General features: G+C 58.7%; 16 protein-coding genes and 1 riboswitch. Of the genes, 4 read left to right on the forward strand and 12 right to left on the reverse strand.

Annotated features, from left to right (window positions below; genetic code table 11):
- Position 1: 1 nt before the first annotated feature.
- Positions 2-3,160 carry an efflux RND transporter permease subunit gene (locus tag FKG94_RS04765; RefSeq protein WP_142903067.1) on the forward strand — a complete coding sequence of 1,053 codons (3,159 nt, stop codon included), beginning with the start codon at positions 2-4 and terminating at the stop codon, positions 3,158-3,160.
- Between the two features lie 211 nt (positions 3,161-3,371).
- Here FKG94_RS04765 and FKG94_RS04770 read toward each other — a convergent pair whose 3' ends face one another.
- The 10 genes from FKG94_RS04770 to FKG94_RS04810 form a co-directional block, all read right to left on the reverse strand.
- The gene (locus FKG94_RS04770) at positions 3,372-3,686 is read right to left on the reverse strand and encodes a hypothetical protein (protein WP_142903068.1); all 315 of its coding nucleotides are present in this window, start codon (positions 3,684-3,686) and stop codon (positions 3,372-3,374) included.
- Positions 3,687-4,060: 374 nt separating this feature from the next.
- Entirely contained in the window at positions 4,061-4,231 is a 171-nt protein-coding gene (locus FKG94_RS28675) for a hypothetical protein (protein ID WP_179957490.1), read from the reverse strand.
- Between the two features lie 217 nt (positions 4,232-4,448).
- Positions 4,449-5,348, reverse strand: coding sequence for a cobalamin-binding protein (locus tag FKG94_RS04775; protein ID WP_246124948.1), 900 nt, complete (start codon positions 5,346-5,348; stop codon positions 4,449-4,451).
- 811 nt (positions 5,349-6,159) lie between these two features.
- Positions 6,160-6,768, reverse strand: a complete 609-nt coding sequence (locus FKG94_RS04780) for a histidine phosphatase family protein (protein ID WP_142903069.1) — start codon at positions 6,766-6,768, stop codon at positions 6,160-6,162.
- Between the two features lie 420 nt (positions 6,769-7,188).
- Positions 7,189-7,989, reverse strand: a complete 801-nt coding sequence (locus tag FKG94_RS04785; RefSeq protein WP_246124951.1) for a heme ABC transporter ATP-binding protein — start codon at positions 7,987-7,989, stop codon at positions 7,189-7,191.
- A complete protein-coding gene (locus FKG94_RS04790; RefSeq protein ID WP_218943442.1) occupies positions 7,970-8,995 on the reverse strand; it encodes a FecCD family ABC transporter permease in 1,026 nt (341 codons plus the stop codon). Before FKG94_RS04790 ends, FKG94_RS04785 begins: the two co-directional genes overlap by 20 nt.
- A 91-nt stretch (positions 8,996-9,086) precedes the next feature.
- Positions 9,087-9,698, reverse strand: a complete 612-nt coding sequence (gene cobO / locus FKG94_RS04795; RefSeq protein WP_142903070.1) for a cob(I)yrinic acid a,c-diamide adenosyltransferase — start codon at positions 9,696-9,698, stop codon at positions 9,087-9,089.
- A gap of 249 nt (positions 9,699-9,947) precedes the next feature.
- A complete protein-coding gene (locus FKG94_RS04800; protein ID WP_142903071.1) occupies positions 9,948-11,807 on the reverse strand; it encodes a TonB-dependent receptor plug domain-containing protein in 1,860 nt (619 codons plus the stop codon).
- 114 nt (positions 11,808-11,921) lie between these two features.
- Positions 11,922-12,066, reverse strand: a riboswitch (cobalamin riboswitch).
- A gap of 117 nt (positions 12,067-12,183) precedes the next feature.
- Positions 12,184-14,310: an RNB domain-containing ribonuclease gene (locus FKG94_RS04805; protein ID WP_142903072.1), complete on the reverse strand. Its 2,127-nt coding sequence runs from the start codon at positions 14,308-14,310 to the stop codon at positions 12,184-12,186.
- 553 nt (positions 14,311-14,863) lie between these two features.
- Positions 14,864-16,294, reverse strand: coding sequence for an aldehyde dehydrogenase family protein (locus tag FKG94_RS04810; RefSeq protein ID WP_142903073.1), 1,431 nt, complete (start codon positions 16,292-16,294; stop codon positions 14,864-14,866).
- 400 nt (positions 16,295-16,694) lie between these two features.
- On the opposite strand from FKG94_RS04810, the gene FKG94_RS04815 reads away from it, so the two are divergent.
- The 3 genes from FKG94_RS04815 to FKG94_RS04825 all read left to right on the forward strand — a co-directional run bounded on the left by FKG94_RS04815 (position 16,695) and on the right by FKG94_RS04825 (position 19,369).
- Positions 16,695-17,204: a TIGR03546 family protein gene (locus FKG94_RS04815; RefSeq protein WP_246124952.1), complete on the forward strand. Its 510-nt coding sequence runs from the start codon at positions 16,695-16,697 to the stop codon at positions 17,202-17,204.
- A 4-nt stretch (positions 17,205-17,208) separates the two neighbouring features.
- A complete protein-coding gene (locus FKG94_RS04820) occupies positions 17,209-18,939 on the forward strand; it encodes a TIGR03545 family protein (RefSeq protein WP_142903074.1) in 1,731 nt (576 codons plus the stop codon).
- Between the two features lie 91 nt (positions 18,940-19,030).
- Positions 19,031-19,369, forward strand: a complete 339-nt coding sequence (locus FKG94_RS04825; RefSeq protein WP_142903075.1) for a ClpX C4-type zinc finger protein — start codon at positions 19,031-19,033, stop codon at positions 19,367-19,369.
- 249 nt (positions 19,370-19,618) lie between these two features.
- Here the strand turns inward: FKG94_RS04825 and FKG94_RS04835 are convergent, their stop codons facing one another.
- Both FKG94_RS04835 and FKG94_RS04840 read right to left on the reverse strand, forming a co-directional pair.
- Positions 19,619-20,242, reverse strand: coding sequence for a GNAT family N-acetyltransferase (locus FKG94_RS04835; RefSeq protein ID WP_179957491.1), 624 nt, complete (start codon positions 20,240-20,242; stop codon positions 19,619-19,621).
- Positions 20,223-22,319: a 3-hydroxyacyl-CoA dehydrogenase NAD-binding domain-containing protein gene (locus FKG94_RS04840; protein ID WP_142903077.1), complete on the reverse strand. Its 2,097-nt coding sequence runs from the start codon at positions 22,317-22,319 to the stop codon at positions 20,223-20,225. The genes FKG94_RS04835 and FKG94_RS04840 overlap by 20 nt, the downstream gene beginning before the upstream one ends.
- Between the last annotated feature and the right edge of the window lie 23 nt (positions 22,320-22,342).

The raw sequence follows: 22,342 nt of genomic DNA on the forward strand, positions 1-22,342 counted from the left end.
CATGATACCCGCTAAGGACCGCAGTTCACAGACCGGCATTATTGCCTGGTTTGTTAAAAACCCGATTGCCGCCAATCTGTTAATGCTGATGATACTGGCGGGTGGCTGGCTCACTGCCGGTACTATTAACAAGCAGTTGTTTCCGCAGCCCACCGTCGATGAAATCGGTATCGATATCGCCTATCCCGGGGCGTCTGCGAAGGAGGTGGAGCTTGGCATCGCACTAAAAGTCGAGGACGCCCTGGGGCCGGTGCAGGGTATTCAACAAATTGTAACTTTTTCCAACCGGGATGATTTTTCCGCCCAGTTAAAGCTGGCGCAGGGGCACGACCCTCAAGCTGTCCTGAATGAAGTCAAGAACAGTATCGATGCCATTTCCTCGCTGCCCGAGAACGCCGAAAAGCCGGTCGTGCAGTTATACAAGCACCAGCAACAGGCCATGTACGTCAGTCTCTACGGCGATTTGAGCCAACACCAGTTAAAAAGGCTCGGCAACACTATATACGAAGAATTACGAGCGCTGCCCTCGATCAGTATCGTGCGCTTCTCCGGCGGTCTGGATTATGAAATCAGCGTCGAGATAGACAAGGGCAAGTTGCGCGAGTACCAACTGTCGTTTCAGGAGGTCGCCGAGGCTATCCGTCGCTATTCGGGCAATATGGCGGCCGGACAGGTGAGATCCAAAGAGGGGGTAGTGTCGTTGCGCATTGAGAACCAGGCGTACACGGCCAGAGATTTCAATCATATACCCATTGTCTCCGTCGATGACGGTACGCGGGTGTTGTTGCAGGATATCGCTCAGGTAAACGACGGTTTTGTCGACGAAATTCAGTACTCGAGATTTAACGGCAAAAATGCCGTCTCTTTCTTTATCGGCGCCAATGAGCAACAGAGTATTGCCGATGTTGCCGAGATCGTCAGGGACTACGTGGAGCAAAAGTCTGCCGACTTGCCCGAGGGCGTAGTGCTGCAGGGCTGGATCGATTTTACCTACTATCTCGAAGACCGCCTGCAGACCATGCTGGACAACATCAAATGGGGGGCACTGTTAGTCTTTGTGTTGCTGGGGCTGTTTCTGCAGATGCGGTTGGCATTTTGGGTGATGATGGGACTGCCGGTGAGCTTTATGGGAGCCTTGTTGTTGATGCCCACCAACTGGATCGATGTCACTCTCAATGTCAGCAGCCTGTTTGGTTTTATCCTGGTGTTGGGTATTGTGGTTGACGATGCCATTGTTATCAGCGAAAGCGTCCACTCCCGTGTCAGAAAGCATGGCCATAGTCTGGACAGTGTTGTCGCCGGCGTCAAAACCGTGGCGCTGCCTGTGACTGTCGGTGTGGTTACCACGATAATCGTGTTTGTCCCCATGCTCTTTATGAGTGGCGGTGATGCCTCGGCATCGAAGGCGATCGCCTGGGTGGTGATTTTGTGTTTACTGTTTTCGCTGGTGGAATCGAAATGGATTTTACCCGCTCATCTGTATCACTTTTGTCCACCGGTAAAAACCGCGAAGTCCAGTCCCCTGGATAACCTGCGGGCGGCAATCGATACACGCATAGAGCGGTTTCTGGCGGGGCGTTTTGTGCGGCTTCTGCACGGTGCGATGGCCTGGCGTTATGTGATCATAGCCGCCTTTATCAGCATCTTGTTGTTCGGCATTGGGTTGGTGTTGGCGGGCGTTATCAAGTACGTCGGTATTCCGAAAATACCGCACGACTATCCGAAAATAGAAATTGCGATGGCGAAAAACAGCGCGCCGGAAGCGACCCTCAATGCGCTCCAGCAGATAGAGTCCGTCGTTTACCAGGTCGAGTCGCGGCTCAAGCAGGAGTACGGTCGCGGGATGCTGGCCGACCTGTATGTCAATATGCTGTCCAGGTCGGAAGCCGAATTGACCGCCAAGTTGGTCGAACCCGAGGACCGGCCGATCGATACGTTTGCGTTATCCAGCCGCTGGCGCGGTGCCCTGCCGGATATCCCCGGCCTGCAAAAACTCGTGATTGTCGACGATGCCTTTGGTCTGGAACAGGGCGAAGGGGATATCGGTATCAGCTTCGAGAGCGGGAATTTCGCCGAACTGGAACAGGCGGCAGAAGAGTTTAAACGCGCGCTGAAAGGTTTGCCCGGCATCAGTAATATAACCGATAGCCGCCAACACGGCAGCAGGGATGTCAAGATAGTGTTGAAACCACTGGCTTACAACCTCGGCTTGAGCCACGCGCTGGTTGCCGAGCAGGTCAATTACGGCTTTTACGGGCTGGAGGCGCAACGGGTAATTCGCGATGGCGAGGAAATCCGGGTAATGATTCGCTACCCTGAATACCAGCGTCAGACATTTGCGCATATCGAAGACACACTGATCACCCTGGGCGAGGGGGTCGAAATCCCCCTGTCGGCGGTGGCCGATGTTTACTACGAGGACAGCCTGGCGGAGATTCGGCGGGAAAACGGCAAGCTCGATATCAGTATCTGGGGCGATATCGACAGTCGCGACGGCAGTGAGGTGGAGGCGCGGTTTGAACGATTAGTCGATCAACTGATACCGGATATTCTGGCAAAATACCCCTCCGTTGCGGTGGAGAGCGGTGGCAGGATTATTGAGCAGGAGAAAAACCAGCAGCGGCTGCTGCGCAATTACCTGCTCTGTTGCCTTCTTATTTTTTCATTGATCGCAATCTTGATGAAGTCCTATTTACAGCCGTTTATCATTATGTCGGCGATACCCTTTAGCGTGATCGGTGCGGGGTTGGGGCACCTGCTGCTCGGTATGAACCTGAGTTCTTTTTCGGTCTTCGGTATTATTGCCGCATCGGGGGTTTGCATTAACGACGCGCTGGTGCTGGTGGACTTTATCAACCGGGCGCGCCGGGAGCGCGGTTTGAGTATCGGTGACGCCATTGTCGAATCGATTCAACAGCGTTTTCGGGCTGTGATCTTAACGTCGATTACGACGTTTGTCGGGCTGATTCCCATTATGGCGGAGTCGAGTCTGCAGGCTAAGCTGGTGGTGCCCATGGCGGTCTCGCTGGCGTTCGGGGTGCTGTTTGCAACACTGATCACGCTGGTGCTGGTGCCTTGCCTGTACTTTGTCGCCGACGATATGAAAAAAGCGATGGGTAAAAGCAGTGCCTTGCTATTGGGTTGGTCTTTCCGCTTGTAGTTTGTCAAACAGTTTGCAATTTATTCGGTTTTTCTCGTCCGTGCTTTACTTTTTCCGGAATATCCTGTGCTGGTCACTTCATCGATCAACCTCGTTTTCCCCTTTGATTGTGTAGGCAGTCCAGTGACAGATATTTGCGGGTTCCCTATAAGCATTGAAACTATCATGTATCCAGGCGCGGCCCTTCATTCTGTCCTGGCATTAGTAACTTTTAAATCTCGTCACAAACCTTATTCCACTCGTCCTCATATCCAATACTGGATAGATAGCCGCCCACAATGTTGAGCAGCCTTTCCATCCAGTATTGTAAACCGACTTCACCGAGGACTTTCACGCCATTTTCTTGGTCTTCGGCTGAGGCATCCAGCATCTTCCAATAGAACTCAGCAAGTTTCCTTGCTTCGTCTTTATCTGTTACCTCCCGTTTGTTTTCGATAAGCTCAATAGTGATCAAGTCGTCAAACTGATTCGCATAGTGCAGGGCGACAAGCTTTGCCTTTTGGTCATTTCCACTGAAGTCCAGCATTATCTTTCTCCAAAAGTTAAGTCTTTGACGACTGACATTTTATAGCCAATTTGCTTTAAGTTCGTCACCAAAGTATTGATATGCATTCTTTCGGTAACCGCCAGAAAATAGTGATGTCTATCCTTAGGGTCTTGTACAAACGCCATTCCGACAGGGAGATCTCGATTCTCAAAAATCCACCAGGCAACATCCGCCGGTCCCGGATTGTTTCTCCCTTTTGCGTGACGGCTCAGCATCTTCCGTGTATTTTTCAGATGTGAATATGTTTTCGAAAATGAGAGTCCCATTGTCCAGTCTGGAATGACCCACTCTAGCCCTGTTGATGTTTCGAATTTATAATCGCAGACCCTAACTCCCTCAACCAGCTGATACGGTCACTGAGAGCCCTCTCTATAGGTAGTGGGATTATTCGGTGGAACTACAACTCGGAACATAACGCCGAGCTTTCCCTTTTTGGCATCTCGATGTTCATCAATAAGCTTGTTAACAAGCCCATGGAGATCTTCAATAGTTTTGAACTGCGCCACATACTGGCCATCGCCCATGGCACTATCCTTCTGTAGAATGTTACCAACCCACCATAGCTACGATCTGGCCCCAGCTATCAGGTTAAGAGATGAACTTTTAATCGCAGTTTAAGAACTGAAAACCGAGTCTACTATTTTTTTTGACAATTTCGCCACATGCTCAAGCATATATTCAAAATTAGATATGGTTGTATGCAAGCCAAAGTAAACTATTCGTAGCACCGTCGGTCACCGCCTAACGTCTTTCTGCGCTGCGCACCGCAGCCAGATGCGCACACATTTGTCGCGCCCCGGACAGGATACGCAGCGTGTGCCGTTGTATGTTGTCCGCCGGCACGACATACAGGTGGTTATTACGCACCGCGCGCAGCTCCGGCCAGCGGCGCCAGTGGTCGAGCCAGGCGGGGCGCGCCGTGCCCATACCGCTGGCGATGATGACATCGGGGTTGCGCTGAAACACCGCCTCCAGGCTGATTTTGGGAGCCAGCGAGACGGCATCGTCGAACACATTGCGACCGCCGCACAGTTCGATAACGTCAGTGATAATGTGTTTGCCGTTCAGCGTTTGCAGCGGTTCATGCCAGACCTGGTATAACACTGTCACCGGTTTTTTATCGACAAACTGCGTGCGCAGGGTGTCGAGCTGCCGCAGATAGTTGCGCGCCCGGGGTTCGCTGACCGATGCCGTACCGGCGAGGGTGCCGAAATCGCGCAGGGAGCGGGCTACGTCCGCGAGCCGGCGCGGGTCGTCGAGGTACACGGTGATACCCAGGTCCAGCAGTCGTTGCACCAGGGCACTGCTGGTACCGGCGGCCCAGGCGATAACCAGGTCCGGTGCCAGCGCGACTATGGCCTCCAGGCTCACCGCACTGTGGCCGCCGACCCGGGCTTTATGCCTGGCGGCCGCGGGAAAATCACTGTACTCCACCACGCCGACGATTTTGTCGCCGGCGCCGGCCGCATAGAGATTCTCCACCACGTGGGGCGCCAGTGCGACAATCCGCGCGGCGGGTTTGGGCAGCGACACCAGGCGATCCTGATAATCCTGGACCCGGACTTCGCCCCGAGCTGCGGCGGCACCGATACAGAGCAACCATATCAGCGCTTTGATGGTATTGACTAAAGTCTTTTTCAAAGTACTTCTTCAACCCCCCTTCAAAATGTCTGTCAGAGACAAGTGGCACCCGCCTCAGGCGCCTACTTCTGGTGGTGCTTAAGCCAGGCAGAGTGCGCAACCGGATACCTCAGTAGCGAAGTTTCGATGAACGCTGGTAGTTGATGCACGCAGAGAAAAAACAGCCTGGATAGTTTAGCGTCCTAAAATTTTTTTTGTGCCACTCCACGGCCCGGCGGGGGTGCACTGTCCCGATCGGGCGCAAGCTTGCCTGTCGCCCCGGCGGCTGCGGAACTCAACCATTTTTTTTGCTGCGCAAAAAAAATTGGGATTCGAACAGTCCTCGCGCAAAAACGCCGGGGCGACAGGCAAGCTTAAACGCGCCCTGAATGATCGGGACAGTGCACCCCCGCCGGACCTTAACTCTTGCACACTGTTCCTATATCGAGAAAACCGTAACAGGCAGTATGAAAGAGACCACTTTGATCCCGCACCGTGCCATATCCCTCCCCGACTTCCCAACTCGCCTTTATCTGCCCAACCAGGGACGGGGTGGTGCAGGGTGTTTTTCAGCCCCACACCTGAACCTCGTGCCAGAAGGGGAATGTAGTAGCAAGCAGGTCCGGATGGCAGAGGTCCCGCTACCGGAAGGCTTAAAAATACCCTGTACCGGCGCGGCCCTTGCCGGATGGCACTCCTCTAAATCGCGTCGCCTAATCGAAAAGCCGCGTTGCCTAATCGAAAAGCCGCGTTGCTATGCGATGTGTTTCAGTCGCTGCTATCCCAGTTCAGGGCAGACTTACCTCCGGGATGCGTGACCGCACCGTATCACTCAAGTGAGCAGGTTGTGCGCCACCAGCCTGGCATAATCGCCGTTGCCGGTGTGCAGCACTTCTACCCGACTGAGGCAGGCGTGGGGCACCGCAAAGCGGCTCACGGCAGTCAGCGGCATCTGCAGCACATGGGCAAGCAGCATGCGAATCACACCGCCGTGGGTGACCAGCAACACCCGTTTGCCGCGGTAGTTGTTGACGATGCGGTTGTAGCCGCCGAGCACGCGGTAGAAGAATTCACGGGTGGTTTCGCCCTCCGGTGGGGAGGCCGCTACCGGGTCTTCGATCCAGGCGATCACGGCGGACTTTTCAGTCTGCCAGACTTCGTCCACCTCGCGGCCTTCCCAGGTGCCGAAATCCGTTTCTCGCAGCCGCGATTCCACCATCAGCGGCAGGTCCTCGTCGCTCGACAATTGTGTTGCAAATCGGTAACAGCGCTGCAGCGGGGAGGTGATAATCTGCTGCCAGGGCGCGGGAGAGGCGTCGATGGCGTTGCGCATCTGGCGCCAGCCCGACTCGGTCAGCAGCACATCGGTGCTGCCCAGATAGAGTTGGCCGCCCTCGCACTCGCCGTGACGGAGGATATCGAGTGTTGTGGTTTTACTCATCGTTTTCCCCGCTGCGCCCGCAGGCGGTCGATGTGCTGCCCCTTGTCACGGCGCCGGGATGTCCTGCCAGGCGCGGGCGTAGGTGGTGAAAACCACTGCGGGGAACTTCCCCGGTGTAAAAAATCCCCGGTCTAAATAAGACCCGTTGCAAAAGAAGCTGTGGTAAAGACCCTTGTCGAAGCATTGTTTTAATCAGTTTCCCATCTATATATAGGCTGTTTTTTACCTGTGGCCCGCGGCGGTGCCACCACCGATTGAGGCTAGTATCCGATCCTACTGCATTAACGGCCATAATCACATCCGCCCGATCACTCGTTATGGAGCGGGACAACGACGGACAGGGGACCGAACGATATCTCTCCGAACAGCATTTTGAACTGGAGAGCGCATTGCAGTTCCCGGACCGGTCGCGAAGTGACGTTATAGACCGAGAATCTCGGGTTTGCCAGTATCGGGGTGTTTCACCACACGGACATCGACATTAAATAACTGCCTGATCACCGCCGCCGTCAGCACCTCGGGCACGGTACCCGCGGCCAGTGCCCGGCCCTGGTGCAAAGCCAGCAATCGATCGGCGTAGCGGGCGGCCAGGTTCAGGTCGTGGACCACCATGACCACGGCCACGCCCTGGGCGGCGAAGCGGCGGATCGCCGCCATTAACTGGTGCTGGTGTCCCAGGTCCAGGGCGGTGGTCGGTTCGTCCAGCAGCAACAGGCGCGGCTCGGCATCGGCGCCGCGCCAGACCTGGGCCATAACCCGGGCCAGTTGTACCCGCTGCTTTTCGCCGCCGGAGAGCTGCGGGTAGAGGCGCCCGCGCAGGTGCTCGATATCCATCGCCGCCAGGGCCGCGGCTACGATATCGCGATCGACCCGGATACCGGAGTTGTGGGGCGTGCGGCCCAGGTTGACCACCTCCTCCGCCGTGTAGGGGAAATTCAGCAGGCTCAACTGCGGCAGCACCGCCAGGTGGCGGGCCCGGCGGGGTGTCGGCCGCGGGGTGGGTGCGGCGCCGCACACCGACAGGGTGCCCGACGTCGCCGCCAGCTCACCGGTAAGCGTGCGCAGCAGACTGGTTTTGCCCGCGCCGTTGGCACCGATGACGGCCAGGACCTGGCCCGCCGCCAGGCTCAGGCTGACGCCGGACAGCAGTGTCACCCGCCGGGTTTTGACGGTCACCGCCTGCAGGGCCATTACCGGCGTGCTATTGCATGGCGTATTCATGGCGTCGCAGCAACAGTGAGATAAAAAACGGTGCTCCCAGCAGGGCGGTGACCAGCCCCACCGGTAACTCGGTGGGGGCGATTATCACCCGCGCCAAGGTATCGGCCAGCAATAGCAGCACCGCGCCGGCCAGGGCCGAGGCGGGCAGCAGATAGCGGTGGTCGGGCCCGGCCAGCAGCCGCATAATATGCGGCACCACCAGGCCGACAAAGGCGATGGTACCGGCCAGCGCAACCGAGACGCCGACACCGGCGGCTACCAGCACGATCAGGCGGTTTTTGACGGTTTCCACATCGATGCCCAGATGGCGGGCCTCGGACTCACCCAGCAGCAGCGCATTCAGGGCCCGGCTGTAACGGGGCAGCAGCGCCAGGACGATAAGCCCTACAGCGGCGGCCAGAGTTACGCGCTGGTAGCTGGCGCCGTCGAGTCCCCCCATACGCCAGAGGCTGATACGTCGCAACATGGCATTGTCAGCGGAGAATTCCAGCAGGCTGGTAAGACTGCCCGCCACGGCGGTCACGGCTATGCCCGCCAGCAACATGGTGGCCACCGAGGTGCCGGTGGCACCGGTGGCCAGCCGGTACACCAGCCCCACCGCCAGCATACCGCCGGCAAAGGCGCCCAGCGACACCAGTGACAGTGCCCACAGACCCGCCGCCGCCAGGCCGCCGAGCACAATCACGACAGCGGCGCCGGCAGCGGCACCGGCGGTGACTCCAAGCAGCGAGGGATCGGCGAGGGGATTGCGAAACAGGCCCTGCATAGCCGCCCCACTCACACCCAGCAGGGCGCCGACGATTGCCGCCAGCAGGGCCCGCGGCAGGCGTATCTGGGTAATGATCAGCTGCGCGCTGGCGCCACCGGATGGGTCGCCGGTGCCCGTCAGCAGAGCCGCAAGTTCCGCCGGCGGCAGAGTGACCGCGCCCACGATGACCGCCAGCAAAAAGCAGGCGGGCAGGGTGGGTGCCAGGAGCAGCAGAACCCGCCGCTGTGCGATATTCACAGGTTCGCCGCCGTTTGGAGGGCCGGGCGGCGCCGGGCAGAACCGCACCGGGGGCGAAGACGGTTTTGTGTCCACCCTGGTGTGTCAGCCATTAGAAATCCACGCCCCGGCGGGCCTTGATACCGGCTTTGAAGGCGTGCTTTATTTCTTTCACTTCCGATACCGTATCCATCACGTCCTGCAGCGCCGCGCCGCCGCCGCGTCCCGTGACCACCACACTCTGCCCGGCGGGGCGATTGGCAATGGCGGTGATTACCTGCCCGGCATCGAGGTAGTCGTAAGCCAGCATATAAGTGAGTTCATCCAATACCACCAACTGATAGCGGCTATCGGCCAGCATCGGGGCAGCCACGGCCCAGGTCCGTTGTGCGGCGGCGATATCGCCGCTGCGGTCCTGGGTATCCCAGGTAAATCCGGTGCCCATCTGGTAGAACGTCACCTGCGGGCAGTGATCGCGCAGGTACAGTTCCTCACCGGAGAGTTGTTCGCCTTTGATAAACTGCACTACGCCCACTTGCTGTCCGTAACCCAGCGCGCGCATCACCATGCCGAACGCCGAACTCGATTTGCCTTTGCCGTCGCCGGTCAGCAGCACGGCCACCCCTCTGTCGGTGGTGGCGGCCGCGATTGCGGCATCGACCCGGGTTTTTTGTTTTTGCATGGAGGCTTTGTGTTTTTGTGCTTTTTTGTCGAGTTCGGACATCGGTGGTTATTACCTGGTTTTAGACAAATGGCCTGGGTCGAGTGGCACTCACTTAAGAGGGTTTGTGCAGTTTATCTACCCTCACTCTACCCTTATCGAACTTTGTTAAAGATACCAGGGGCAGACCGATTAAGTGGCACGTATTTGCTAAAGTACCACCACCACCACCACCAAAAGTAGGCGCCTTAAGCGAAAGTAGGCGCCTTAAGCGAAAGTAGGCGCCTTAAGCGTGTGCCATCAGAGTTCGTGTCAGTAATTGAGCCTGACACCCACATACCCGGCCGTGTCGGCGGTATTGTAAGTCACTATCTCCTGGTAGTCCTCGCCAAACGCATTTTCGACGCGACCGTAGACTTCCAGCGCTTCGCTGAATCGATAACGGGCGTTGATGGTGACGACTTCGTAATCATCCAGATCGGCACTGCTGTCCACCGCGTCGCGGGCGCTGCGCAGGTTGAAACCCCAACCCCAGTTGCCGTTGTCGTAAGCGGCGAGCAGATTGGCCAGGTGGCGCGGGCGCTGTACGCGCAGGGTGTCGCCGGCCGTTTCGGTATCGTTGTAAGTGTAGTTGGCCGACAGCGTCCACCGGGTGCCGAGCGGGAAGTCCGCCGAGAGTTCAACGCCGGTGGATTCACTGCGGCCCGGGTCCTGTATATAACCGGAAAACGTCGCCAGATCGAACTGAATCTCGTCCTCAACCTGCTGGTCGAAGTAAACCGCTTCCAGATGCAGGCCGCCGCTACCGAAGTACTCCACGCCCAGGTCAAACCCCCGGCTGGTCTCCTCTTCCAGCACCACCAGGCTTGCCGGCTCTCTATCAGCATTGGCATTGATGTCAATTTCCGACAGGCTCGGTGCGCGGAACCCGGTGCCGTAGCTGGCTTTCCATTTCAGGGTGGCGCCGTTGTCCAGCGCCGTTAAGTAGGCGGCGGTGGTGCGGTAGCTGGTATGTTCGCCAAAGTCGTCGTTGTCGTCATGGCGCACGCCCAGGGTGACAAACAACGCATCGCCGTAGTTGTTCTGGTAGAGGTTGCTCTGGTATTCGACGTAGTAACCCAGTTGATCTCTCTCGCGATCGCCGCTGTCGCCGTCGAGGGTTTGTTGCTCGTGTTCGATGCCGTAGATCAGGGCGTCGCCGTTGCCGAGTTCGGTGTCGCCCAGGTATTCGACGCGGCGGGTATTGCCGTCATTGCCGAAGGTGCGCGTGCCGGCGGTAAAAAACGCGGTTTCCACCTCGTTGTTTTCCACGGCGAACTCGTGATTGAACACCTCGCCTTCATAGCGGGCCGTCAGCCTGAGGCTGGTCTGGTCGTAGTCGTCGCTGCAGTCGTCGGTGGTGGCCGAACAGGAATCGTATTCGTTGGTGCCGGCCACATCGCGCACGACGCCCTCCAGTCGCAGCTGGTCGGTGACGGTCCAGCCCAGCCGCCCGTGCACGGTGGTGTTGTCGTAGCCGTCGTCGTCGCGCAGCACGGTGTCGGTATCGCGGGCGTTAAAGCCGTCGAGACTGAAATCGGCCGCGGCGATAAAAAAGTCCAGGGCGTCACTGCCGCCGCTGACCGTGCCGGCGAGTTTGCGTGAGCCGTAGCGGCCCGCTTCGACATCGACATTGCCCTCAAGGTTCTGTGCGCCGCGGCGCGTCGTAATATTGATGACGCCGCCGGCATCGGCGCCGTACATCATGCCCTGGGCACCGCGCAGTACTTCCACCCGGTCAATGCCGGCGCTGAGCAGATGCTGGGCCTGCGGGCCTACCCGGGGGGCGGTGGGATCGGAGATATCCATACCGTCGATCAGCACCAGGGTGCGGAAACCCTCTTCGCCGCGAACACGCAGCGAGGTAGGCTTGCCGATGCCGCCGTTGCTGCTGACGGCAACCGCCGGCAGCGTGCGCAGGACATCGGCCAGCGAATTGAAGCCGCGGGCGTCGATGGCGGCGGCGTCCAACACCGAGACCGAGGTGCCGACCTGGCGCAACGGCATGGCGATGCGCGAGGAGATCACCACAATCTCCTCGAGTTTGTTCTCAACCCCTTTGTCTGCAACATCGGCGTGCAGGGCGAATGGCAGCGCGGTAAGCGCCAGGGTGGCGAAAGCCGTGTTTTTCATAATGAACCTCAATGGCCAGTAAAAAAGTCAAGGCGATTGAGGGAGGGGACAAGGATGGCAAAGCCGGTTGACAGGCCGGCGCTATCAGCCCTGGATGGCAGCCCTCCGCTCCATCAGTCGAACCTGCAGGGGGCCGGTGTCGGGCTCACAGGCGGTAACCTGTTTACCGTTGCGGGGGCAGCGCTGGATTTGCACCAGACTTCCCGTTTAACCTGTCCGCGCCGCGGCGGGGACAGGCACCTCTCACAGTGGCGCAGAATGTAGAGTTTGGGATGGGTTATGTCAAGTGACGCAGATCAACTGATAGGCGCTAAGTCGCTGACCTCACGCAAAAGAGATCGAGCGCCGCACCGTGAGCAGCCGGCGGCGCGCGGGTTCAGGCCACCAGTGCAAAGCTGATTTGCCGTTTATCCATATCGACGGCGACCACCTTGACCTGCACCGGTTCGTCGAGCCGGTACACGGTGTCGTCGACTTTCAACAGCAGCCGGTGCTGATCAAACGACAGCTTGAGTTTGTCTGCGTCTTTCTTCTTGCTGTTTTTCTTCGTGTTGTCCTTCTTGTGATTAAAGGACACAAAGCCCTCGATGCCGGTGTCGTCCAGGCGAATGCCCAGCCCCTGGCTGTTGAGCAGGACGATTTTGCCGGCGTAGGCGGCGTCTTTTTGCGCCTGCCAGTGCCGTTGTATATATTGGCACAGCAGCCACTGGTCCAACTGCTTGCAGGCCAGGCGCCCGACCGCGAGTTGCTGCCTGATGGCTTCCAGATCGTCGCCGCTCAATGAGGGCGCCTTGTGATCGGCGATAATCTGCTTGATGGCCAAGTGGTTAAAATAGTCCTGATAACGCCGGATCGGTGAGGTGACTGTGGCGTAGCGGGTGAAGCCCAGCCCGAAATGGGGTTCGGCGTCGAGCGATAACCGACTCGGTTGCAGCATGCGCTTTAAGGTCGACAGGATCGATGCCCTGGCCTCGCCCTCGCGTTGCAATGCGAGAATCACGGCGCGATAGCCGTCGAGACTGCCGACATCGGGGGCCAGGCTGCCGTGGCCGTTTTCTTCCAGCAGCAGTTGCACATCGGCCAGGCGTTCCTCGCGAAAGCCGGCGTGGCAGGAAAACAGTCCTAGCCGGTGCTCGGCGAGCAGTTCACCAGCGCAGCAATTGGTGGCCAGCATGGCTTCCTCGACGATACGGTGGGCCACCGTGCGCCGTTGCTTTTCGATGCGCTCGATTTTTTGCTGAGCGTTCAATACCAATTCATAGTCCGGCCGCTCGTCCATAATCAGCGCGTGTTCGGCGCGGTACTGATAGCGGGCGTTGCTGCATTGCGCGAGCAGTGCCAGAACGGCGCCAATCTCGGCGTCGATGCCGGTGCCGTCCACTTGCTCCAGGTAGTCTGCCACCTTGTGGTAGCTGAGTTTTTGGCGCGAGCGGATGATTCCCTGTGCAAATTCAAAACCGCTGACCGCGCCGCTGGCGGCCAGTGTCAGTTTGCACACCAGGGCCGGGCGCGGGGCTTGCGCCACCAGCGATACTGTCTGGTGGGACAGTGTCTCCGGCAACATGGTAAGGGCGCCGCCGGTGAGGTAGACCGTGTTTGCACGCCGGCGGGCAATGCGGTCGATAGGGCTGTCAACGGCAATCAGGCCGGTAGGATCGGCAATGGCTACATAGAGTTGCCAGCCGTCTTCGGCGGCTTCGATAAACAGCGCATCGTCCATATCCCGGGTGGTTTCGGCATCGATGGTGAAAAATGGCAGGTGGCTGAAATCCTCGCGCCGGTTGTCGCCCTGCGTTGGCGCCAGCGGTGCTGCGAGCTGTTGCCGCGTGTCTGCAGGCGCTTGTGGTGTTGCTTCAGTCTCTTGCCGGGTTCCCGCTGTTTCTTGCTGTGCGGCTGTTGTGTCTTGCCGGGCGCCTGGGTCCTGTTGAGTTCCTTCAACCGCCTGCTGCGCCTGGAGTTGCTGCTCGGCCGCCTTGCTCCAGTGCTCCGGCAGCTTGTGTTTGGCGATGATATAGCGGCGTTCGATGCCCACATCGGTTTCTGCACCGATCACCGCTTCTATCTTGGCCTGCCCTTTACCGTCGTTGTGAAACGGGTGGCGGGTGACCCGCGCTGCCACGAAGTCCCCGTCTTTGGCGTTGCTGCGGCTTTTCGGCGGCAGAAAGATCCAGCGGTTCAACAACGGGTAATCGGTGGCGACAAAATGGCCTTTACCGCGTACCAGGTAGCGGCCGGTAAACGCTTTGAAGTCACTGCTGATCAATTTTTCCAGCTCTGCCTCGGGTTTGCCCTTGGCGTTGGTGATCACGTTGACTTCCACCCGGTCGCCGGGAAACACCCGCTGCATGGTATCGGGATTCAGGAAGGCTTCGCGGCCGTCGTCGAGCATGACAAACCCGAAGCGGCCCTGGGTGCCGCGCACCACTCCCTGGGCGAGGTCTTTCTGGGCGCGAATCGAAGCTTTGAGTTGTGTGAGTTGTTGCAGGGCGTCGTCTTTAAGCATAGCGAGAGTGTGTGCGGTTGATACCTGTGATTGAAAGCTGTCGTTGAAAAACTCAGTTGAAAACTGTACCGGGAACTTTGGTCGGGGCCTGTGGTTGAGAACCCTTGTTGAAAATCGTTGTAGTGCTTTGGTCAGAAGACATTTTCACTTCGGTTGCACTGAGGTCTCGATCAGGGGCGCGCCTAGCCTGTAGCCCTTCGGGACCTTCGCCAGCAGGGATGCTGGCGTAGAGCCTACAGGGATGTATTCACGGCGTGTCCCGAAGGGCTACAGGCTAGGCGCGCCCCCCTGATCGAGACCGTGTCAGCTAAGGACACCAAAACCTGTTTTAGGTAAAAATCTTTATTTGTCGAAACACTAGAAACCGTTGTTTAAACCATTGTTAAAAACTGCAATTGAGGCTCCCAGATAGGGCTTGTAATCGAGACCCATAGCTGCAAAGGCGGCGATGATAGCAGATTTCGCTAAAATTCAAACATGTCCGGCGCTCAATGGAGAATATAGGCGGCCGGCGGGCCCAGGGCCCGCCGGTGTGTTGCCAATCGCTATCCCGCTAGGCTTTGTCATAGCCCATCACAGCTTTGATCTCGAGAAAATCCTCAAAGCCGTGGGCACCCCACTCGCGGCCATTGCCCGATTGCTTGTAACCGCCGAACGGCGCCCTGATATCGGTGGCGGCGCCGTTGAGGTGAACCATACCGGTGCGCAGCCGCGCGGCGACCCGGCGCGCCCGCGCGATATCGCCGGCCGAGACGTAACCGGACAGGCCATAGGGGGTGTCGTTGGCGATCTGCACGGCCTCGGCTTCGGTCGAGTAGGGGATAATCGCCAGCACCGGGCCGAACACTTCCTCCCGGGCGATGGTTTTGTCATTGCTGACATTGGCGAAGATAGTGGGTTTGACGAAATACCCGGTGCCCAGGCCTTCCGGCTTGCCGGGGCCGCCGGTGACCAACTCGCAGCCCTCTTCGACGGCGCGGTGCAGCAGTCCCTGAATTTTCTTGTACTGGGCCTCGCTTACCACCGGTCCCATGGTGGTGGCCGGGTCTTGCGGATCACCGGGTATGGCCGCGGCGGCGGCCTTTTTGGCGATGGCGACCGCCTCATCGTGCAGCGACGCCGGCACCAGCATACGGGTCGGCGCGTTGCAGGACTGTCCGGTATTGCCGAAGCAGCTCATCACCCCGCGGCTGACAGCCTTCTCCAGGTTGGCGTCGTCGAGAATAATATTGGCAGATTTGCCCCCCAGTTCCTGGGCCACCCGTTTCACGGTATCGGCGGCGGCCTTGGCCACCTGAATGCCGGCGCGGGTGGAACCGGTAAAGGACATCATATCGATACCCGGGTGCTGGCTGAGGGCGTGGCCGACGGTGGGGCCGTCGCCGTTGACCAGGTTGAAAACCCCCGCCGGCACGCCGGCGGCGTCGAGAATCTCGGCAAACAAATAGGCTGACAGCGGCGCCACCTCGCTGGGTTTCAAGACCATGGTGCAGCCGGTAGCCAGTGCCGGCGCCACCTTGCAGGCAATCTGGTTAATGGGCCAGTTCCAGGGAGTAATCAGGCCGCACACGCCCACCGGTTCTTTGAAAATGTGGGTGCCGCCGAGGTCTTCTTCAAAGGGGTAGGTTTTCAGCACCTCCAGGGCGGTGGCGATATGGCCGGTGCCGCAGGGGGCCTGGGCGTGGGTGGCAAACGCCATGGGGGCGCCCATCTCGGCGCTGATGGCGGCGGCCATCTCGCCGATGCGCTCCTGGTAGATGGCCAGAATCCGCTCCAGCAGGGCGATGCGTTCTTCGCGGCTGGTCTGCGAGTAGTGTTCAAAAGCGTCGCGGGCGGCGTCCACAGCGGCGTCCACGTCGTAGCTGCTGCCCAGTGAGATAGTGGCCACCGGCTGCTCGGTGGCCGGGTTGATCACTTCCAGGGGGTTGGGGCTCATGGGGTCTACCCAGACGCCGTCGATATAAAACTGCTGGCATTGTTTCATAGGCTGGTTTCTCTCTAAGCTGGTTTCTCCACTAAGCCGATTTCTCTCTAAGCCGATTTCTCTCTAAGCTAAGTTGTCTTTAAGATAGTGGCTCACATGGCTGTTTCAGGCCGCAGCCACAGCGCCGGGAGGTCTGCGGCGCAGATTCGGGCTGGAAAGTGTGGTAATGGTACAGGTTATCGCCGATTATGCCAGGGCCCCGATCAATATGACCGGTTTTTTGCGACTGTCACGGGATTGGCGGGCACGCTCGGCGCAATCGCTTGTCTCAGTTCAGTAGCGGCGGCGGGGGTGGCCGAGTTAATGGATTCTTGCAACTGACAATCTATTGCGAATAACAACCTATTGCAGATAACAACTTCTTTGCCAACAACAACCCGAACTTAACAAGGTGGAAATCATGCTGCGTCTGCTGGTGAAACTGTTGAAGGTGCTCAACGCGGAGGATAACCCGGCGCAAATAGCGCTGGCGGTGTGCCTGGCGGCGATCCTGGGCCTCACACCCCTGCTGTCGTTACACAATCTGCTGATCCTGTTCCTGGTGCTGGTATTGCGGGTCAATATCAGCGCGTTTTTGCTGTTTGCCCTGGTTTTCTCCGGTATCGCCTATCTGCTCGATCCCCTGTTTCACCGCCTCGGCCACAGTCTGCTGACCGCCGAGGGGTTGCAGGGGATGTGGACGCTGCTCTACAACACCGCCGCCGGGCGTTTGAGCGAGTTCAACAACACCCTGACCCTGGGCAGCCTGGTGTTTGCGGTGGCGCTCTCGGTGCCGCTGTTTTTTGCGGCTAAAACAGGCGTCGACCGCTATCGCGCCAGGTTGCTGCCCTGGGTAGAGAAAACCCATTTGGTGCGGGTGCTCAAGGCCTCGCGGTTTTACCGCCTTTACACACAAACCGGCTGGGAGTAGAGCGATGGGACAAGTGATACGTTGGCCGGGTATTGGCGCCTTTTTCGCCGTCATAGCCCTGTTGATAGCGGTGGGGCTGTTATGGATCGACACCCTGTTTGAGAACGGCCTGGAGGCGACCGCGACGGAGATTGTCGGTGCCAGGGTCGAGCTTGAGGCAGCCAGCGTCAGTCTGCTCGAGCAGTCGGTGGAGTTACGCGGCCTGGCGGTGGCCAACCCCGATCGGCCCATGACCAACATGCTGGAGGCTGAGCGTATCCGCTTCGATTTGGCCTTCGGACCGCTGTTGTGGCGGCGACTGCATATCGACAGTATGGTGGTCGCCGGCGTGCAATTGAACACCCCCCGGCAGGAATCCGGGGCTCTCGAGGGTGGCCGCCTCGGCGAGCGGGTGGCCACCAGCCTCAGCGGCCTGTTGCCGGCGCCGACCCTGCCCCGCTTCGAACTGCCGAGCCCCGCTGAAGCGGTAGCGAACGAACAGTTGCAAACCCCCGCTGCCGTCGAGGCGCTGGAACGGGATATCGAGAAAAAGACTGAGCACATTCAGGAGAGTATCGACAGACTGCCTGACGCTGAAGATATCGCCGCCTACCGGGAGCGTTTGCGAGCGCTAAAAGCGAAGGACTTCGACCCGCTGGCGCTGCTGGCGAAAAGTGACGAAATCAAGTCGTTGCGCGCCGATTTCAAGGCCGATATAGCGCGGATAAAGGCGCTGCGCAAAGAGATTTCGGCAACCCAGACCTATCTGCGCGACAAGCTTGCCGAGGTGAAAAAAATGCCCCAGGCCGATGTCGAGCGTATCCGCAATAAGTACAGCTTAAGTGGTGACTGGCTGGAGGGCTTGACCGGGCAAATTTTCGGCCGCCAGATCGCCGGCTGGGTCGATCGCGGCTGGCGCTGGTTTAAAACGCTGCAACCCTACCTCGGCGGTAGCGGCCGCGGCGGCGATGACGCCGCACCACCGCCGCCGGCGCGCGGGCAGGGCGTGGCTGTCAGGTTTGCGGAGACGGAGCCGGCGCCGGAGTTTTTGATCAAGGAGATGCTGTTGTCCGCGGGCGACGAGCAGCGCCAGGCCCGTGTCAGCGGCGAATTGCATCACCTCAATGATCAGCCCGGTGCCTGGCCGCACCCGATCACGTTTGCGCTGGCAGGTGAGGGGATAGACGCGGTGCCGGCGTTTCAACTGGACGGCCGTATCGACCGCCGCCAGGCCGTCGGCCAGGACCGGATGACCCTGGCGTTACAGGGTTTGAAGGCAGAGAATCTGGTATTGTCGGCGGCGCCGGCGTTTCCGGTGACCATCGACAGTGGCACGGCGCAGGTGGGGGCGGTGTTTAGCGCTCGGGGTCGAGAGGTGGATTTGTCCGTGGATATAGGCATCGAGGCGCTCTCTATGCCGGCGCCGGCTACCGGCGGTGCCGAGGGCGTGGCCGATGCGCTGTTGCGGGCGGTGGCCGAGCTGGACGCGGTTAACTTTACGATTGGTGTAAAGGGCGATATCGAGCAGCCGCAAATCAGTATCGACTCCGATCTGGATCGATTGTTGGGCGATGTATTGAAGCGGGAGCTGGCCCGGGAAACGGCGGCGTTTACGCAAAAAATAGAGGGTGAGGTGCTGAAAAAAACCCAGGGTTTGTTTGCGCCCCTGAATGAGCGACTGGGCGGGTTGGAAGGTATGTTGTCGCAGGTGAATGACAAGGGTAAGGTGATGGATGGGTTGTTGGATAGGCTTTGAGGTCGTGGGGTTGGTTATTTTTTCTCGTTGATAATATAAATGTCAGCTTTGTGGGTGGGAGTGACTGCTATTACAAATTGGGGACATACTAGTGGATCAGCGATTAAAACAGCTCTTAAGTCATATGGATTCCGAAGATGCCAGGTTGTTGAGAACGCTGATAGAGGGTTTTAATGGTGGAAAGACGGAAGAAAAGTCTCTGGCGGAGTTGCAAGAACGCTTGGAACAAACCAGAGCCCGTATAAAGGTGATTGAAGAAAAAGCACGCCGCAAGATGGCGGACGCAAAGGCAAACCCCTTTTGCCACTATTGTCGTGTTAAAGCCAGTGATGTCGAATATATGTTTCAGTCGGATACAAACGTGAATATTTGCAGTAACTGTGTTGTGCACGGCTATAGACAATTACGGATGTTGCGCCGGGAGTCGTGAAGCAGATACTAGATAAGTGCAATATTAGGTTCTGGGCCGGTGAGTCAGGTATTCCTTTGCCGTCAACGCGATATCTGGAAACGCTTTCAGTAATTTTTTATCTGTGGTAATTCCCTCCAGCGCAAGGGCGGAAACTCTATCGCCGGTGTAGAGCAAAAATTGCAGCGGCAGCTATCGGCAAAAGGCCTGCGCTACGGTGCCCCGATCTTTATACGTATCTTCAAAATCCCCGCCGCAGGCGATCAGCCGCTACCTGGCATCGCGCCACATTAACCACAGCGGCGGACAACCCGCGGCCGGCACGACTTCTTCAACAATCTCAAACCCGTGTTTGCGGTAAAACGCAATATTGTCTTGTTTGGAATTCTCGAGATAGGCGGGTTGCCGCTGGCGATCAACTTCCTCCAGGGCCACCTTCATGAGTCGGCTGCCGACGCCGCGCCCCTGCAGCGACGGATGAACCGCGATGGTAAACAGATAATAGTGAGGCTTCTGCGGATGCCGCTTTTCCAGAAAATCCAGCGCCGCCAGCGAGCGTCTAAACGCGGTCAGTCCGCCGTGGCGAAAAATATGCCAGCCTATTTTAGCGGTGCCGGCGATGCCGCAGCTCTCTTTTTGGCCCGGCGGCAGCCACAGGGTGCCGGCAAGCTGGTCCCGGGTATAGTGGCCGAAGCCGCGCCGCAGGTAACAGTAGCGGGCGAGATCGGTAAACACCGGTAACAAGGCGTCACTGCCGTTAAACGCCCACAGGTTCACCGCATCGTCTTTGAAACCCGCTGCAAGTATGGCGCCGATAAGATCGAACTGGTGAGGTTGCAAGCGCTCGATCTGTGCATCGGTTGGCACCGTTCCGTTATTTTTGCCAAGCTGCAAAAGTTCCCCCTTCTCCGGCCAGTCGCTCCAGCAGTGGCGCCGGCTCCCAATTCTCGGCCCCGTACTGATCGCGGAATTTGCACACGGTTTCGTAAACCTGTTTTAACCCGAGGCTGTCGGCGTAGTGCATGGGGCCGCCGCGGGCGGCGGGAAAGCCGTAGCCGTAGACGTACACCACGTCGATATCGCCGGCGCGCTGGGCAATACCTTCCTCGAGAATTTTCGCCCCCTCATTCACCAGCGCGAAAATCAAACGGTTGACAATTTCCTCGTCCTCGAACAGACGGCGTTTTACCCCGTGTTTTGCCGCCTGCTGTTCCACTACCTCGAGCACGGCCGGGTCGGGGGTGCGGGCGCGGGTTTCGGGATCATATTGGTAGTAGCCGGCGCCGGACTTTTGTCCGAGGCGTCCCATTTCCACCAGCATATCGGCGACCGCGTAGGTTTTGGGGTCGCCTTTTTCGGCCTCGCTCAGGCCCTGGCGCGCTTTATAGCCGATATCCAGCCCGGCCAGGTCACCGACCGCCAGCGGGCCCATGGCCATGCCCCAGTTCTGCATGGCGGTATCGATCTGTTCCGGCGTGCAACCCTCGAGCAGGCACAGTTGCGCTTCGCGACCATAGTAGCGCAGCATACGGTTGCCGATAAAGCCGTAGCAGACGCCGGACAGGACCGGAATTTTACCAATGGTCTTGGCCAGTTTCATGGCGGTAGCGATAACTGTGGCGGCAGTTTTTTCGGCGCGCACTACCTCCAGCAGTTTCATGATATTGGCGGGGCTGAAAAAGTGCAGGCCGATGACGTCTTGCGGGCGTGCGGTGGCCGCGGCAATGGCGTCGACATTCTGGTAGGAGGTGTTGGTGGCGAGGATGGCGCCGGGTTTACAGACTGTATCGAGTTTGGTAAACACCTGCTTTTTGATATCGAGGTTTTCAAAGACCGCCTCGATCACCAGGTCGACCTCGGCGAGGTCCCGATAGTCGGTGCTGCCGCCGATCAGGCTTTGCCGCCGGCCCGACTCGGCTTCGGTTAACTTGCCTTTTTTTACGGTGGTGGCGTAGTTTTTGGCGATAATTCCCAGACCCCGCTGCAGGGCGTCGTCGTCAAGCTCCAGCAGTGTCACCGGAATACCGGCGTTGGCAAAATTCATGGCGATGCCGCCGCCCATGGTGCCGCCGCCGATAATACCCACGGTGCGGATACCGCGCACCGGTGTGTCTCTGTCCAGCCCCCTGACTTTGGCGGCTTCCCGCTCGGCAAAGAACAGGTGACGCATGGCCGCCGACTGCGGCGATTGCATGCACTCGATAAACAGTTGCCGCTCCGTTTGCAGGCCTGCATCCATGGGCTGGGTCACTGCCGCTTCGATACAACTGACAATATGCTGCGGTGCCAGTTGCCCGCGAGCCCGTTTGGCCAGTTTTTTCCGATAGCCCTCGAACAGCTCGGCGGGGGCTGTTTGGGGGTCAATGTTGATATCCCGCACCCGTTTTAGCGGGGCATCCTCGGCGACCAGCTCGCGGGCGTAGTCGATGGCCTGGGCGAGCAGATCGCCGTCCGCAAATACCCGGTCCACCAGCCCCAGCCGGGTGGCGGTATCTGCCGGCAGCGGGTTGCCGCCGGTGATCAGATCGAGAGCCGCCTCGACACCGGCCAGGCGCGGCACTCGCTGGGTGCCGCCGGCACCGGGCAGCAGCCCCAGTTTTACTTCCGGCAAACCCACCCTGGCAGTCGCCATGGCGCAGCGATAGTGGCAGGCCAGGGCCGTTTCGAAACCGCCGCCGAGCGCAGTGCCGTGGAGAGCGGCGATCACCGGTTTGGCCGATGCCTCTATGGCCAGCAGCATATCGGGCAGGGAAGAGGACTGCGGTGGTTTGCCGAATTCGGTAATATCGGCGCCGGCGATAAAGGTACGGCCCTCGCAGGCCAGCACTATGGCACGGCTGGTGTCTGTTCCGGCGGCCTCTATCGCTTCGGTGATGCCCTTGCGCACCTGATGGGAAAGTGCATTTACAGGGGGGTTGTTAATGCGAACAATGCCGATATCACCGTTCAGTTCGTAGCTGACAATAGACATGGGTTTCTCCCGGTCAGTATGAC

Origin of the sequence: Exilibacterium tricleocarpae (assembly GCF_007004655.1) — a bacterium.
Classification (GTDB): Bacteria; Pseudomonadota; Gammaproteobacteria; order Pseudomonadales; family Cellvibrionaceae; genus Exilibacterium; species Exilibacterium tricleocarpae.

Coding starts and splice junctions, on each gene's coding strand:
- FKG94_RS28675 (WP_179957490.1), bottom strand. CDS start 4,231: ATGGGCGATGGCCAGTATGTGGCGCAGTTCAAAACTATTGAAGATCTC.
- FKG94_RS04800 (WP_142903071.1), bottom strand. CDS start 11,807: ATGAAAAACACGGCTTTCGCCACCCTGGCGCTTACCGCGCTGCCATTC.
- FKG94_RS04810 (WP_142903073.1), bottom strand. CDS start 16,294: ATGAAACAATGCCAGCAGTTTTATATCGACGGCGTCTGGGTAGACCCC.
- cobO (WP_142903070.1), bottom strand. CDS start 9,698: ATGTCCGAACTCGACAAAAAAGCACAAAAACACAAAGCCTCCATGCAA.
- FKG94_RS04785 (WP_246124951.1), bottom strand. CDS start 7,989: ATGAATACGCCATGCAATAGCACGCCGGTAATGGCCCTGCAGGCGGTG.
- FKG94_RS04805 (WP_142903072.1), bottom strand. CDS start 14,310: ATGCTTAAAGACGACGCCCTGCAACAACTCACACAACTCAAAGCTTCG.
- FKG94_RS04780 (WP_142903069.1), bottom strand. CDS start 6,768: ATGAGTAAAACCACAACACTCGATATCCTCCGTCACGGCGAGTGCGAG.
- FKG94_RS04840 (WP_142903077.1), bottom strand. CDS start 22,319: ATGTCTATTGTCAGCTACGAACTGAACGGTGATATCGGCATTGTTCGC.
- FKG94_RS04765 (WP_142903067.1), top strand. CDS start 2: ATGATACCCGCTAAGGACCGCAGTTCACAGACCGGCATTATTGCCTGG.
- FKG94_RS04820 (WP_142903074.1), top strand. CDS start 17,209: ATGGGACAAGTGATACGTTGGCCGGGTATTGGCGCCTTTTTCGCCGTC.
- FKG94_RS04815 (WP_246124952.1), top strand. CDS start 16,695: ATGCTGCGTCTGCTGGTGAAACTGTTGAAGGTGCTCAACGCGGAGGAT.
- FKG94_RS04770 (WP_142903068.1), bottom strand. CDS start 3,686: ATGCTGGACTTCAGTGGAAATGACCAAAAGGCAAAGCTTGTCGCCCTG.